Below are 13,331 nucleotides of genomic sequence, written 5' to 3' on the forward strand. Positions count from 1 at the left end.
CCTCCGCTCCCTTTTCGGGCAAGGCCCGCACCGGAACCCAGCCGTCGCAATAGCCGAACACCGCCTCGACATAGATGGCGATCATTTTGGGATCGGGAGCCGGTCCATCCGTCATGGGTAGGGGATTCTGTACTGTCATGCCCAGCACCTCGTCTTCCAGGGACAGAAACGGCATTCAAAGAATTCGGGATCCAAGGTCATGCGGGGCAGAAGTTCGCCCGCATCGGTGGCCTCAAGGATGCGCACCGCCCGGTCGCTGGTCCGCTGCGCAAGCTCGCCGTCGAACGGCACCAGTTCGTGATAAAGCTCGGCCGTGTCCTTGTTGATGGCGGTGAACAGGGCCGAATTGGACGAGATGCCCGGCACCAGACCTTCCATGTAGGCCTGATAAAGAGCTATCTGGGCGGCATAGACCGGCTTGGAAACAGCAACGCCCTTGGCGACGGTCTCACGCCAGTTCTTGGCGTTCATGGTCTTGCATTCCCAAAGTGCTGGAACGCCAAGAGCTATCTCAGGCGGCGCTGTCCCGATGATGCCGTCGACATGACCCCGGATGCGCCCGCCAGCGACCGAGAAGCCGAACTGCTCGCCATCAGGACGATTGCCCTTGCGGGTGAAGAGATCAAGGCCGGCGCCCCGCAGCCAGCGGACGGCCAAGTCTTCCAGTACATGGCCGATGGCGAAGATGCGCAGCGTCTGGCCATTGAAATCGGCGCCATCGTCCTTGGAGGCACCTGCGAATTCGAATTGGAGCGCGCGCTCGCAAGCGTGGCCAAGACGCGAGGCACCCAGATAGGTCCGGGGCGGCACATTCGCCCGTTCGGCGACCAGGCCCTTGTCAATGGCAACGTTGACGGTTTCGGTGAAACTAGGGCGATGATTGAAATCCAGCATCAGAAGGGGATCTCCTGTTCAACGGTCTTTGCCATGTCGCGCATGGCTTCCTGAAAGCCGCCGACGGCAGCTTCGATCAAGGTCCGCACCTGGGCTTCGGAAAGATCGATCAGGCGGGTCTGCCAGCCGATCTCTTCCATGATTTCTGCTAGGGGCTTCATGGCGGCGCGGATGGCGTCACGTTCCTGCTGGGTCAGGTCAACCATGCCAGGACGCTCCCGCGCCAATCGCGTCCAGAAGCCTTGGCAACTCATGGAGCAGAACCAGACCGATGGCCGGGGCCGATTCGAGTGAGCCGGATCGAACCAGCCAAAACCACGAGTTGGCCGCCAGCAGACGGCGCAGAGCGTTCCACGCGGATGCCACATGCAAAGACGAAAGCTGGAGGGCATGAATGATTTCCATTAAGCGGCCCTCCTTGCCTCGTCCCCGTTGGCCCCAAACACCAGGGAGCGGATCGCCTGGCGATTGAACCTGAAGGCCAACAAAGCTGAGGCCTGATAGCGGGTCAGGCCGAGGTCATTGCTATATTCTGTCGGAAGCAGGGCAAGCTGCCTGTCGGAGGGAGGCTGGCTCAGCCAGCGTTTCGTCTTGTGAGCGCTTTCGTCCGTCTCGTTCTGGTTCAGCCAGTCGTCGGCGGCGGCCAGACAGACCGTGCGCTCGCCGATGGCCAGAAGATACGGATTCTGCCGGTTGAGACCGCCAACGCCGTACCAGCGGCCATTCAGGAAGAAGATGCCGCTCCAGGCGTTGAACCCGCTGGCCACCAATGCCGCGTCGTCGCCGAAAAGATCGCACCAGCGAAAACTGGAGCGTTTCAACAAATCGATTTCGGTCATGACGAAATCGCCAATCGGCGTTCCTGCGACAGCGGCGGATCGTTCCCAGACATGGCCGCAGAGGGGGCATTCGGTCACGCCCAGTGGAACGATGGCCCCGCATTCCGGGCATTCCTTGGTTGGCGCGTCTCCTGTGCCGTCGCTTCCTGCCAGATAGATGTCCTGCTCAAGCGAGCCATGCAGAAGGCTCGACGTGCCGAAATCCAGCACGATGCAATCCGTCTTGATGATCCCGGGATGCTCTTCGGGGCTTACGGTGCGCAAGCCGCGGCCAACCATCTGGATCATGGTGCTCTTGAAGGAACTGGGGCGCAGCAGCACCACGCAGCTGGTGGGGGGATGGTCCCAGCCCTCGGTCAGCACGGCGACATTGACGACCACCCTGGCTTTGCCGCAGGCATAGTCGGCAAGGGCAGAGCGCCTCTCACCTTCGCTCGTCTCGCCGGTCACCATTACGGTGTTCACACCCGCATCCCGGAAAGCGGCTGTGACGCTGCGGGCGTGTTCGACGGTGGAGCAAAACACCACGGTCTGACGGTTGGCGGCCTTTTCCAGCCAGTGCCGGGTGACCGCCCCATTGACCGGTACGGTATTCATCACCTTTGAAACCTCGGCCATGTCGAAGTCGTCGCCCGAGCACTTGACCTTGGCCAAATCCTCCTGGACGCCGACATCGATGACGAATGTCCGAGGCGGCACCAGATGCCCCGAAGCGACCAGTTCGCCGATCCGGATCTGGTCGGCAACGTTGGAGAAGACCGGTCGCAATCCCCTCCGGTCCCCCCGGTTGGGGGTTGCCGTCACCCCAAAGATGGCGCACATGGGGTTGAGATGCAGAGCCCGGTCAATGATCCGCCGGTAACTGTCGGCGGCGGCATGGTGCGCTTCGTCGATCACCAGCAGATCAAGGACCGGCATGGCGGCAAGATTGGATTGCCGCGCCAAGGTCGGCACCATGGCGAAGGTGACCTGCCCCTGCCAGGATTTTTCCCCTGCATCCACCACCGAGGTGGTGAGCGCCGGATTGACCTTGAGAAACTTGCTGCGGTTCTGCTCGGTCAGTTCGTCGCGATGGGCGAGCACGCAGGCCTTGGCGCGGGTGTCGCCGATCATGTCGCCGGTGACGGCAGACAGCATGATTGTCTTGCCGGCCCCGGTCGGGGCGACGCCCAGAGTGTTCCGGTGTTCGTCAAGCGCTTGGATGCTGCGCTCGACGAACAGACGCTGGCGGGGGCGCAAGATCATCGCCGTCTCCGATCACTGCGCCCAAGAGGGACGGGCGGCGCTGCCGGCGGGCGGCGGACGATATGCTGTTGCTGACGACGGAGCCGAAACCGTCCCCATCAGCGCCGCATAGTCCTTGTGGTCAGGCGTGATGGCTGCGCGAATCTCGTTCTTGTCCTCGCCGTTGGCATCTTTGCCGATGTCGATCCTGGCCGCGAACTCAATCCCGTCGAGGTCGGCAAGGCCGCTGATCCGTCGCGCCGTCTGGGCCTGGGGCGACGTGTCCTTGTCGGACAGGCCCTTCGCGGAATTGAGCATGCCGCGCACGAAGGCCCGGCCCATGTTGCCCCAGTCCGGCCCCTTGGGGCTGTAAAGGCCGATCAGGGTGAAAATCTTGCGCCGGGCGAATGGGCCTTCCAGCACCGTGAATTCACCGCTGATATAGACGGCGCCGGTGTTGCCGCGCGTGGCGTAGCCGCCCGTCCATCCCTGGGTCGGGTCGTCATAGCCGCCAGGACGGATGGTGAGTCTGACCTTGGCGAGGGTGTTCTTGGGAATCAAATTGGCGACCTGCTTGGCGTCGTTGAAATCGTTCCATGAAGCTGACATGTCTTCTGCTCCTTGCATCAGGATTGGGATTGATCGGGATTGGCGGGGGACTGAGCCTCCTGCCCGGGCGAGGACGGCCGGCCAAACTCCAGCCTTTCGGTGGCGGGCCGGACCGGGCCGCGGATTTTTTCCATCAGGCGGCCGAGATGAGGTTCCTCGATCAAATCGAGGCGACCGCTGCGGTCCTTTGCCGGATAGCCCCATTGGTTCAGGGTCTGGCAGACGAAGGCCCGATGAAGTTTGCCTTCTTCATCCTTGATCTCGGTCATGGTGATGACCTGATCGACGATGCCGGGCAGCTCCAAGCCGGTCTTGGCGCCGTCGATTTGCGGCACGAAGATCTTGCGGTTGAAGTCGTCGAGCTTCTCGTCAAGCACGCCAACGAAGATGACGTTCTTGCCGCGCGTATGCTGAAGATGGGTCAGCCAGGCGATCATCTCGCGGCCCAGAAGCCCATAGGCACCTCGAATATCCGGTTTGCCGGTTTTCTCGGAGAATGCGTCCGGCTGCCCACGACACCATTGGAAGCAAAGCCGCGCGGCGACGGTGATCGAATCGACGAAGATCGTGTCGTAGCGGTCAAGAGCCGTTGGATCGCCGAAACGCGCGCAGACATCGTCATGATGGGCCTGGCTGTAAGGCTGTTCGTCGCGGAGCGCCGGATTGGGGCCGCCGATGAACACGGCGAAGTCACGGCATTCCTGCCAGGTCCGGGGCCGGATGGTGTCGCCCGGCCAACCCTCGATGGCGAGATCGCCCGCCTCAAGATCCATAAACAACGTCGAAGTCGGCGACTTGCTGTCGGCCAGCGCGGTGCTCGACATCAGCGTCCACAGCAGACTTGTCTTGCCGATCCCTGGCTTTCCGAAAATGCAGGCTTTGACGCCGCGGGGTTCCGCCAGACGTTGATCGGCGGTGATGATGCGAAGGCTCATTTCCGGATTTCCTTTTCTTGCATCAGAATGGAGAAGGGGATCGGGTGTTTGTGACGATGGGGCCTTGCGATGGCGACATAGCTGAAGCGACCCTCATCCAGTTTGTTCTGGATCAGATGGACGAGACCTCGCTCGGCCAGATCGAATGCTCTTGCGGCTGTGCGCCATATGACGCTGTTCGGAGCGGTCCGGGCGGCGATGCCCCGATCGATGCAGAGAAAGCCGCGGTAGTATTCGAGGGCGTCTCCCGGCGCGGCTGTGGAGAGCCACGAGCAGAATTCGGTTTCGGTGATCTGTCGGAAAGTTGTGTCGGTGCGTTTCATATCCATTGAACTACCCGATGCGGATGGAATCTCAAATTCGCGGGATTTCGCTCGGTTTCGCCCGCGAACCGGAGGGAAAACAAAATGAGCGGAGCGTGTTCGAGCGAAATGCTGCGGGGTCATAGCGAAGTCTCGTGAAGCTTCGCGGCCTCGAAGGCTTCGACGTCTTCGAGGCGGTAGACGATCCGCCCCCCGACCTTGAGATATGGCGGCCCCACCTTTTGCCAGCGCCAACATTCCAGCGTGCGCGGGCTAAGGCTCCATCGGCGGGACAAGTCGACTTGGTTGAGATGTTTGATAGGACATTTATCCATTATTCCCTCCTATCTGTCCGGTGGCGGGCTTTTCGCTCGACCTCATTCATGAAGGCGATCACGCGATCTGCTGTATCCAGACGTGGGCACCGGCCACGGCGAAGATTGAGAACAAACGATGCATCGCCAATGGATTGCCGACCGAACTCGCTGGGCTTGAACCCTGTCGCTTCAAGGAAGGTCTCGACCCTCTGGCGGAAATGTTCTACGATTGTTTCCATGATAGGAATATTCAAATCAACAAACTCCCATTGCGTCAATTGGAAAAGTTTGTCAATTTCCTATTGTGCCGATTCAAGGAGATAGACCCCCATGGACCTCGATCCCGTCCGCATCCGACTGCTTCAGCTCATTCAGGATGGGGGCACCGACCTCAAGCATGCCTCCCTCGCCGTTGGGAGAAATGCGGCTTACCTGCACCAGTTCATCTTCCGGGGAACCCCCAAGGTGCTGCCGGAAGACCTGCGAAGCGCGCTGGCCGCGTTTCTGGGAGTGGACGAGAACGAGCTGCGCCACGCCGTCATTCCACCCAGAAAGGCGCGTTCGGCAGATTCATCATCAGGCCGTGCGAATGAGGCGCCTGCTCGCTCACGAAAGACCCCGGATGGCTTTTCACCGGTCTCAGAGGTCGATGTCCGTGCTTCTGCCGGTCATGGGGTGATCAATGACGGCCTCGAAGAAACAAAGGAAACCTGGCTGTTTCCCGATCCGGTGATCCGTCACGAGTTCAGGGCCAAGGCCTCTGATCTTCGAATGATCACCATTGATGGCGATTCCATGGAGCCTCTTCTCGCCAGCGGGGATCGCATTCTCATCGATACCAGTCAGAAGGTGCCGGTGCCCCCCGGTATCTTTGTCATTTGGGATGGCATGGGACTTGTGGCCAAGCGCGTCGAACACATTCCCCACTCGGATCCACCGCAGGTCATCATCCGCTCGGTCAACCCGGAATATCAGACCTATGAGCGCACTGCCGAAGAGGTCAATATCGTGGGCCGGGTCATTTGGACGGCGAGGCGGCTGTGATGCGGCGCAAGAATAACATTCACTTGCTCAGTGCAGCCAAATGGATTGGAACAGCAGCCGGTATTCTGGGTGCAATTCTCGTTGCGGCCAATGTCGGCGTTGTCGGCTGGGGATTCATCGCATGGGCGATTTCATCATCGCTCTGGACTTATGCCGGATGGGCCATGCGCGAGCCCAGCCTCATTTTGCTGCAGGCCGTTTTTCTGATCATTGATCTCGTGGGAATCTGGCGATGGTTTTTCGTATGACAGGTTTGGCGCTGTTGCCGCGTTGCCGAAACATTTGGATGGATTGGAGGACAAGTGGATCCGTTTAAGCCGTACCAACCTCGTCAGAAAGATAGAATTGCCAATATCACCGTGGAGGATGCCGAGACGATCGCACTCAAAGCCATGGCCTATATCGCTGCTGACGAAGAACTGATGCCCCGTTTCATCAACCTGACTGGCTGCAGCAGCATCGAAGACATACGGGATCGTTTGGCGGACCGTTCCTTTTTAGGCTCGGTGCTCGACTTTATTCTAGGTAATGAACCGACCACGATTGCATTTTCCGAGAGCCAGTCGATGGCGCCAGAAATACCAATGTTGGCTCGTGCAAAACTGCCTTGATCCGAGCATATCAATTGTGTGGTCGATGTTACGAGAATTTCTGGGGACCAATGAGCAATAAGATGCTGAGATTTTCTCGGATGTTCTTTTGTTTTCGATGGGTTTCTATAGCGAATTGATATCGCTTGTTTAGTTTATGTTCGCGGAGCACCTTGCCTGCCGGTAAGCAAACAAAACGCCGGTACGCAACGATGACCAACGCCCTTTCTCCCCATCGCATGACTGCCGCCGAGCGGCTGGATGAAGTTGCCGAGATTCTAGCCGTTGGCGTCATGCGTCTGGCGGCCCTGAAGTCCAGCGCTTTATCTGCGCAGGGCAGAGAAAGTTCCCTCGACTTACCGCCCGGCCAGAGCGGTCATGCGAACACCCAAATGAGAGCGGGAGAAACGCATGACCGATAATGCCGTGCTGGCCAGGCTGGCTGCCCTTAAACAAACGCCGACGCCGGGCCTCAAGAATCTCTGGCGGGAACTTCATGGCAAGGAGCCGCCGCCCTATAACCGCCGTTTCCTCGAAAGCCGCCTGGCCTATCGCATCCAGGAACTGGCCTATGGCGGCTTGAAGCCCGAGACCATCCGCCGGTTGGAGGAAATGGCCGATGACCTGGATAGCGGCAATGTGCTGAAACGCAAGCCGCTGGCCAACAACCGGCCCATCTCCGGAACGAGGTTGGTCCGCGAATGGCAGGGCGTCGACCATCAGGTCACCGTCCTGGATGAAGGCTTCGAATATCAGGGCCGCCCCTACAAATCGCTTTCTGCCATTGCCAGGGCCATCACAGGTACCCGCTGGAATGGCTTGATCTTCTTTGGGCTCAAAAATCATCGGAAGCACAGCGCATGAAAACCGCCCCCTTCCGCAAGCTGCGCTGCGCCATCTACACCCGGAAGTCCTCGGAAGAGGGCCTCGACATGGAATTCAATTCGCTCGACGCCCAGCGGGAATCCTGCGAAGCCTATATCGCCAGCCAGAAACAGGAAGGCTGGCTGCCGGTGGCTGATCGCTACGACGACGGCGGCTTCTCGGGCGGCAATCTGGAACGCCCTGGCTTGAAGCGCCTGCTGGCTGACATCGAGGCAGGCAAGGTCAATGTGGTCGTGGTCTACAAGATCGACCGATTGAGCCGGTCCTTGATGGATTTCTCTAAGCTGGTCGAGGTCTTCGACCGCCACGGCGTCACCTTCGTCTCTGTGACACAATCTTTCAACACCACGACCAGCATGGGGCGCCTGACGCTCAACATCCTGCTCAGCTTCGCGCAGTTCGAGCGCGAAGTGATCGGCGAGCGCATCCGCGACAAATTCGCGGCCAGTCGCAAGAAGGGGATGTGGATGGGCGGCAATCCACCCCTTGGCTACGACGTCGTCAACCGCAAGCTGGTGGTCAACCAGGAAGAGGCCAAGCTGGTCCGCCACATCTTCGCCCGGTTCCTGAAAATCGGCTCGGCCACCCTGCTGGTCAAGGAATTGTCAGCGGACGGATATCGCACCAAGAGCTGGACCACCCAGGGTGGGCGCCAGCGCGAGGGCCGCCCGCTTAACAAGAACAACATCTACAAGATGCTGAACAACCGGCTTTACCTGAGCGAGGCGGTTCACAAGGGAACAAGCTGGCCCGGCGAGCACGAAGCGATCATTGATGCTGCAACGTGGGACAAGGTACGCGCCGTGCTGGCCGACAAATCGCCCAACGTGCGCGCTGGCGATTCCCGCTCGGCAACACCTGCGCCGCTGAAAGGCCTGATCCATTGCGGCCATTGCGGGCGGGCCATGGCCCCCACCTATACCCGCAAGCAGGGGCGGCTATACCGCTATTATACCTGCATGAAGGCAATCCGGTCCGGACACGGCGAATGCCCGGTGCGCTCGGTGGCAGCGGGCGAGATCGAAGCCGCCGTCATCGGACAGGTTCGCGCCCTGCTGAAGGCCCCAGAAATCCAGGCCCGGGTCGAACGGCTGGCTGCGGGCATTCCGCCCGACAGCGTGCACAGCGCACTTACGGACTTCGACCGCCTGTGGGACGAACTGTTCCCCGCCGAGCAGGCCCGCATCCTGGAGCTTTTGGTCGAGAAGGTGGCCGTCCATCCCGGCGACGTCGAACTCAAACTTAGGATCGACGGGCTGGCCAGCGTGGTGGCCGACATGAATTCGCAGAGGAAAAGGAAAGCGGCATGAACGCGCAAAACACCCTAACCCTCCGCATTCCGATGACCATTCGCCGCATCGGCGGGAGAAAGCAGATCATCGTGCCCGAGGGAGAGGGCATTCCGAAACGACATTCTGCCAAGCCGGACGAGGCGTTGTTGAAGGCGCTCGCCCGCGCTTTCAAGTGGAAGCGCATGATCGAGGACGGTCAGGTCCGTTCGTTGAACGAATTGGCCGAGGCCGAGAAGCTGAACGGCTCCTATGTCAGTCGCATCTTCCGCCTCACCCTGCTGGCCCCCGACATCGTCGAGGCAATTCTGGAAGGCCGCCAGCCCCGCACCCTGCAACTGGCCGACCTGCTGGAAGACGTACCAGTGGAATGGGCGGAGCAGAGGGAGGGGTTTGATCGTAGGCCTGTGCAGACAGATTAACTTTCCCTCAGATGGCATTTTGCCAGCCTGACCAACTGCTTCTCCTCGAGCCGCTTGCCATCAACAAGATGATGACTGATCCCGGCCCGGTAAACCGTATGACCCGCAAGACGAAGGGAGCGAACAGCCTGCCAGAATTCCGCGGGTTCTGGTGCAGCCTTGCGGGGCTGGGTTGGATGGGAGAAGAGAGGAAGTTGATCTGTCGGTTTCATTGTTCCCATCGGCAAAAAATTTTGGAACGCAAGATTATCCAGGCTCAACGGTCCTTGCAACAGATTCATGCCTCCATTTTTATGGTATGCTGCGCTTGGAAATGGGCCATATTTTTCTTCTTGTTTTTTTGCTGACGTCGCACAGGCAGGTTTTAATGAAAGTCTCGGAACAAGATGCATCTGATTTTATCCAGGGATATACGCTGATTCTAACTCAGATCGGCGGCTTTTCCGTTAATAAGCGAACCAAAAACTTTCTGGATAAGTTCGCTTCTGCGCGCTCAAAACTATGCTCAGATCGTTCCCTTCTTAATTCTGCCGTAGACAAGCTTATGGCCAGATCGATTGATCTTCCGCCAGAAGTGGTAAAAGGCATGGAGAGCATTGAGGTGAAGCAGTGGGTCTATCTCAAGGACACCAGAACCCATTCCGTGTTCATAGATCCGTCAAATCAGGCAGCCTATGGCGTGCTTGGATTAACGGAGCGCATAAGAAACATAATCGGTGGATCGGGCGCATTCGTGGAAACGGGATTGTTGCAATACAAGGGGCGCTTCATCACGGATGGGATTATCAGCAGCCTTGTTTGGTTGGGAAGGGGGATAAAGCAGGATTACGCCGAAATCCTGTCTGAAATTAAATCGCAGGGGACGTATTACTCATCATGTTGATACGGGCTCAGATTATGGGGCCTCTCGTCTGGTCTCACCGTCAGGCGTAGCATCGAAGAACCAGACTGATCTGCGAAAGGCCGTGATCGTGGCACCTGCTTTTCCCTCTGATGATGAAAAAATTCTCGATATCAGGAATCGCCTTTCTGCGCTGGAAGCGGAACGGATTGCTCTGGAGGAAAGGCTTGCCGATCTTCTGTCGCCCCAGAAAGAACTCCATGTACCCGCCTCTGTTCTCTCTGCCGTTGGATTGGTAACGGGAAATTCCTCACCCGCAGACAAGGTCTCTCTGTTTCGCTCGCTGTTTCGGGGACGGGAGGATGTCTTTCCAAAGCGCTGGACCAATCTGAAAAGCGGAAAGTCTGGCTATTCGCCGGCCTGCGCCAACGAATGGGTAACGCGCTTGTGCGGCAAGCCCAAGGTTAAGTGCACAGACTGCCCCAACCGCCGCTTTCTACCTGTGACCGATGCCGTCGTCGCGCAGCATCTGCGTGGCGAAGGGCTGGACGGGAGGGACTTCACTATTGGCGTCTATCCTCTGTTGGCAGATGAAACCTGCTGGTTTCTCGCCGCCGACTTCGACAAGACGTCCTGGAGAGACGATATCTCAGCCTTTCTGGAAACATGCCGGATCAAGGGCATCCCGGCAGCCGTGGAGCGCTCCCGGTCCGGCAACGGCGGACACGTTTGGATTTTCTTCGCCGATCCTGTCCCCGCTGGCCTAGCTCGTCGATTGGGGGCGCATATCCTGACCGAGACAATGGAACGCGCCCCTGACCTCGGCTTTGGATCCTACGACCGCTTTTTCCCCAACCAGGACACCATGCCGTCTGGCGGGTTCGGTAACTTAATTGCTCTGCCTTTGCAGCACCGCCCCCGTGAGGCCGGAAACAGCGTCTTTCTTGATGCCAAATTCGAGCAGTATCCCGATCAGTGGCGCTACCTGTCAGAGATCCGAAAAATGACTTTGGCTGAAGTGTCCGCCCTGACCGAGGAGGCTGGCCGCCAGGGACGCATCTTGGGCGTACGCCTACCGATGGACGAGGATGACGAGGAACCCTGGCTGGCGCCGCCATCCCGGCGCAAGCCGGAGATTCCGGTTGGCGGCCCCTTGCCTGAAGCAATCGACATGGTACTGGGCAATCAAATCTACATTGACCGCACGCCCCTTCCGCCTGCTCTGGTAAATCGGCTCGTTCGTCTAGCCGCGTTCCAGAACCCCGAATTTTACAGCGCTCAGGCTATGCGCCTGCCCACCTTCGGCACTCCTCGTATCATTGGTTGTGCAGAATTATTGTCTCATCATGTGGCGTTGCCCCGTGGCTGCCGCGATCAGGCGGAAGCATTGCTTGCCTCGCTGGGGATCGGCATCCGCTGCCGTGACGAACGCCATGTCGGCCATCCCGTCGAGACGGCTTTCGTCGGCAGCCTGACGCTGGAGCAGCAGGCCGCTGCCGATGCTCTGCTGCGGCACGATACCGGGGTGCTGGCGGCAACTACGGCTTTCGGCAAGACGGTTGTCGCCGCCTATGCCATTGCTGCCCGCAAGACCAATACGCTGGTTCTGGTCCATCGCCGACAACTCCTCGATCAATGGATCGCCCGGCTTTCCACTTTTCTCGATCTTCCGCCCAAGTCCATCGGCCAAATCGGCGGCGGCAAACGCAAGCCTGGCGGCATCGTTGATGTCGCCATCATTCAGAGCTTGGTGCGCAAGGGCGAAGTCGATGACCTTGTCGGCAACTACGGCCATCTGGTGGTTGATGAATGCCACCACCTTTCGGCAGTCAGTTTCGAGGCGGTAGCGCGCCGCTGCAAGGCTAAATATGTTCTTGGTCTATCGGCAACAGTCACCCGCAAGGATGGGCATCACCCAATCATCTTCATGCAGTGTGGCCCAGTACGGTTCCGGGTCGATGCCAAACGTCAGGCGGCCCAGCGCCCGTTTGGACACCGGGTAATTCTTCGCCATACCGGGTTTACACTGCCGCCGGAGATGACCTCCGACCGTCCGGCGATCCAGGATGTATACAGTGCCCTGGCCAAGGATGATGCACGTAACGCGCTGATCTTCGACGACGTCCTGACATCGCTGGAGGCGAGACGCTCTCCGGTGATCCTAACCGAGCGCAAGGAACATGCATTGCTGCTGGCGGAACAGCTATCGCGCTTTGCTCGCAACGTCATCGTGTTGCATGGAGGTATGGGGATAAAGTCGCGGCGCGCTGTGACAGAACACTTGGAGGCGATCGCGGAGAACGAGGAGCGGGTGCTGATCGCCACTGGCCGCTACATCGGCGAAGGCTTTGACGATGCCCGACTCGACACGCTGTTCTTAACTATGCCTATCTCCTGGCGCGGCACACTGGCCCAATATGCCGGTCGTCTGCATCGCCTCCATCCTGGGAAGCGCGAGGTGATCGTTTATGACTACGTGGATGATACTGTCCCGGTTCTGGCGCGCATGAGCAGCAAGCGGATCAGGGGATATGACAGCCTGGGATATTCGGTTTCGGCAGTCTGTAGCTGAGAACTGAGAACCTTTGTGGGCGACCCACCGCCGCCCCCTGGTGAAAGTCATAATCTGAGCCACGCTGTTGATCTTTGATTCGCCCTCAGACCCTTTTCGCGCCCGCCCAAAGTGGCGAAAAGGTCAACAGCTTTGCGTCCCATAACCCTCTGAATTTCCACGAAATCAAAATCTCGTACCTTTCCGGCAAGGTCAACAGCCTTCTGAGAAAAGGGGCCGGAGAGAAGGGGTTTTGGGAGAAATCGGGGCCAAACAGTGCCGCCAAGGTCAACGGCCACAGCTAAAAAACTGCGCCAAACCTGGGCTTTTCAGGCCCTTGCCAGCACGCCAGAGAATGTCTGGAAAAAGATATTGGCGGGGCGCAGGCGCTTCCAGATGAACCTTCTCCGCCTTGCCGCAATAGGTTGCAATGCCACTGCATGTAGATAATTCGCATGTATATAAGACCACATATTTATATATAGGAATTTATATTGACACGCTTCGCTCATTGCGATTTCATATGTTCATAGTTAACAACCACAGGAAGTTTGTGTCATGTCCAGTACTACACGTCCCCAGATCAGGG

General features: G+C 58.7%; 17 protein-coding genes. 8 read left to right on the forward strand and 9 right to left on the reverse strand.

The features are described 5' to 3' along the window. Nucleotides 1-135: 135 nt before the first annotated feature. The 8 genes from HQL44_09760 to HQL44_09795 all read right to left on the reverse strand — a co-directional run bounded on the left by HQL44_09760 (nucleotide 136) and on the right by HQL44_09795 (nucleotide 5,350). Complete coding sequence (locus tag HQL44_09760) at nucleotides 136-894, reverse strand: hypothetical protein (GenBank protein MBF0268867.1); 759 nt, start codon at nucleotides 892-894, stop codon at nucleotides 136-138. Continuing rightward, nucleotides 894-1,100 (reverse strand): hypothetical protein, encoded by a 207-nt coding sequence (locus tag HQL44_09765; GenBank protein ID MBF0268868.1) that lies wholly within the window; start codon nucleotides 1,098-1,100, stop codon nucleotides 894-896. The genes HQL44_09760 and HQL44_09765 overlap by 1 nt, the downstream gene beginning before the upstream one ends. After that, nucleotides 1,093-1,299 (reverse strand): hypothetical protein, encoded by a 207-nt coding sequence (locus tag HQL44_09770; protein ID MBF0268869.1) that lies wholly within the window; start codon nucleotides 1,297-1,299, stop codon nucleotides 1,093-1,095. Before HQL44_09770 ends, HQL44_09765 begins: the two co-directional genes overlap by 8 nt. Continuing rightward, on the reverse strand, nucleotides 1,299-2,978 hold the full coding sequence (locus HQL44_09775) for a DEAD/DEAH box helicase (protein ID MBF0268870.1): 1,680 nt from the start codon (nucleotides 2,976-2,978) through the stop codon (nucleotides 1,299-1,301). Before HQL44_09775 ends, HQL44_09770 begins: the two co-directional genes overlap by 1 nt. Nucleotides 2,979-2,990: 12 nt before the next feature. Then, entirely contained in the window at nucleotides 2,991-3,566 is a 576-nt protein-coding gene (locus tag HQL44_09780; GenBank protein ID MBF0268871.1) for a hypothetical protein, read from the reverse strand. A 17-nt stretch (nucleotides 3,567-3,583) separates the two neighbouring features. After that, entirely contained in the window at nucleotides 3,584-4,501 is a 918-nt protein-coding gene (locus HQL44_09785) for an ATP-binding protein (protein MBF0268872.1), read from the reverse strand. After that, nucleotides 4,498-4,824 carry a hypothetical protein gene (locus HQL44_09790; GenBank protein ID MBF0268873.1) on the reverse strand — a complete coding sequence of 109 codons (327 nt, stop codon included), beginning with the start codon at nucleotides 4,822-4,824 and terminating at the stop codon, nucleotides 4,498-4,500. Before HQL44_09790 ends, HQL44_09785 begins: the two co-directional genes overlap by 4 nt. Before the next feature lie 313 nt (nucleotides 4,825-5,137). Beyond that, nucleotides 5,138-5,350 carry a hypothetical protein gene (locus HQL44_09795; GenBank protein ID MBF0268874.1) on the reverse strand — a complete coding sequence of 71 codons (213 nt, stop codon included), beginning with the start codon at nucleotides 5,348-5,350 and terminating at the stop codon, nucleotides 5,138-5,140. A gap of 100 nt (nucleotides 5,351-5,450) precedes the next feature. On the opposite strand from HQL44_09795, the gene HQL44_09800 reads away from it, so the two are divergent. The 6 genes from HQL44_09800 (at nucleotide 5,451) to HQL44_09825 (ending at nucleotide 9,350) form a co-directional block, all read left to right on the forward strand. Next, nucleotides 5,451-6,164, forward strand: coding sequence for a S24 family peptidase (locus HQL44_09800; GenBank protein MBF0268875.1), 714 nt, complete (start codon nucleotides 5,451-5,453; stop codon nucleotides 6,162-6,164). After that, a complete protein-coding gene (locus tag HQL44_09805) occupies nucleotides 6,164-6,412 on the forward strand; it encodes a hypothetical protein (protein MBF0268876.1) in 249 nt (82 codons plus the stop codon). Before HQL44_09800 ends, HQL44_09805 begins: the two co-directional genes overlap by 1 nt. Nucleotides 6,413-6,517: 105 nt before the next feature. After that, nucleotides 6,518-6,775: a DUF3572 domain-containing protein gene (locus HQL44_09810; protein ID MBF0268877.1), complete on the forward strand. Its 258-nt coding sequence runs from the start codon at nucleotides 6,518-6,520 to the stop codon at nucleotides 6,773-6,775. A gap of 390 nt (nucleotides 6,776-7,165) precedes the next feature. After that, a complete protein-coding gene (locus HQL44_09815) occupies nucleotides 7,166-7,618 on the forward strand; it encodes a DUF2924 domain-containing protein (protein MBF0268878.1) in 453 nt (150 codons plus the stop codon). Beyond that, nucleotides 7,615-8,949 carry a recombinase family protein gene (locus HQL44_09820; GenBank protein MBF0268879.1) on the forward strand — a complete coding sequence of 445 codons (1,335 nt, stop codon included), beginning with the start codon at nucleotides 7,615-7,617 and terminating at the stop codon, nucleotides 8,947-8,949. Before HQL44_09815 ends, HQL44_09820 begins: the two co-directional genes overlap by 4 nt. After that, nucleotides 8,946-9,350 carry a hypothetical protein gene (locus HQL44_09825; protein MBF0268880.1) on the forward strand — a complete coding sequence of 135 codons (405 nt, stop codon included), beginning with the start codon at nucleotides 8,946-8,948 and terminating at the stop codon, nucleotides 9,348-9,350. The genes HQL44_09820 and HQL44_09825 overlap by 4 nt, the downstream gene beginning before the upstream one ends. Here the strand turns inward: HQL44_09825 and HQL44_09830 are convergent. Beyond that, nucleotides 9,347-9,631, reverse strand: a complete 285-nt coding sequence (locus HQL44_09830; GenBank protein MBF0268881.1) for a hypothetical protein — start codon at nucleotides 9,629-9,631, stop codon at nucleotides 9,347-9,349. The two genes, HQL44_09825 and HQL44_09830, sit on opposite strands and share 4 nt — an antisense overlap. Nucleotides 9,632-9,648: 17 nt before the next feature. Here HQL44_09830 and HQL44_09835 point away from each other — a divergent pair, with 17 nt between their 5' ends. Beyond that, nucleotides 9,649-10,233 (forward strand): hypothetical protein, encoded by a 585-nt coding sequence (locus HQL44_09835; GenBank protein ID MBF0268882.1) that lies wholly within the window; start codon nucleotides 9,649-9,651, stop codon nucleotides 10,231-10,233. 121 nt (nucleotides 10,234-10,354) lie between these two features. Continuing rightward, a complete protein-coding gene (locus tag HQL44_09840) occupies nucleotides 10,355-12,763 on the forward strand; it encodes a DEAD/DEAH box helicase family protein (protein MBF0268883.1) in 2,409 nt (802 codons plus the stop codon). Nucleotides 12,764-13,331 lie beyond the last annotated feature (568 nt).

The sequence above is a fragment of the Alphaproteobacteria bacterium genome (assembly GCA_015231795.1).
In the GTDB taxonomy this organism is placed as follows: domain Bacteria; phylum Pseudomonadota; class Alphaproteobacteria; order Rhodospirillales; family WMHbin7; genus WMHbin7.

Coding starts and splice junctions, on each gene's coding strand:
- HQL44_09790 (MBF0268873.1), bottom strand. CDS start 4,824: ATGAAACGCACCGACACAACTTTCCGACAGATCACCGAAACCGAATTC.
- HQL44_09775 (MBF0268870.1), bottom strand. CDS start 2,978: ATGATCTTGCGCCCCCGCCAGCGTCTGTTCGTCGAGCGCAGCATCCAA.
- HQL44_09835 (MBF0268882.1), top strand. CDS start 9,649: ATGCTGCGCTTGGAAATGGGCCATATTTTTCTTCTTGTTTTTTTGCTG.
- HQL44_09815 (MBF0268878.1), top strand. CDS start 7,166: ATGACCGATAATGCCGTGCTGGCCAGGCTGGCTGCCCTTAAACAAACG.
- HQL44_09770 (MBF0268869.1), bottom strand. CDS start 1,299: ATGGAAATCATTCATGCCCTCCAGCTTTCGTCTTTGCATGTGGCATCC.
- HQL44_09800 (MBF0268875.1), top strand. CDS start 5,451: ATGGACCTCGATCCCGTCCGCATCCGACTGCTTCAGCTCATTCAGGAT.
- HQL44_09830 (MBF0268881.1), bottom strand. CDS start 9,631: ATGAATCTGTTGCAAGGACCGTTGAGCCTGGATAATCTTGCGTTCCAA.
- HQL44_09820 (MBF0268879.1), top strand. CDS start 7,615: ATGAAAACCGCCCCCTTCCGCAAGCTGCGCTGCGCCATCTACACCCGG.
- HQL44_09765 (MBF0268868.1), bottom strand. CDS start 1,100: ATGGTTGACCTGACCCAGCAGGAACGTGACGCCATCCGCGCCGCCATG.
- HQL44_09825 (MBF0268880.1), top strand. CDS start 8,946: ATGAACGCGCAAAACACCCTAACCCTCCGCATTCCGATGACCATTCGC.
- HQL44_09760 (MBF0268867.1), bottom strand. CDS start 894: ATGCTGGATTTCAATCATCGCCCTAGTTTCACCGAAACCGTCAACGTT.
- HQL44_09780 (MBF0268871.1), bottom strand. CDS start 3,566: ATGTCAGCTTCATGGAACGATTTCAACGACGCCAAGCAGGTCGCCAAT.
- HQL44_09785 (MBF0268872.1), bottom strand. CDS start 4,501: ATGAGCCTTCGCATCATCACCGCCGATCAACGTCTGGCGGAACCCCGC.
- HQL44_09805 (MBF0268876.1), top strand. CDS start 6,164: ATGCGGCGCAAGAATAACATTCACTTGCTCAGTGCAGCCAAATGGATT.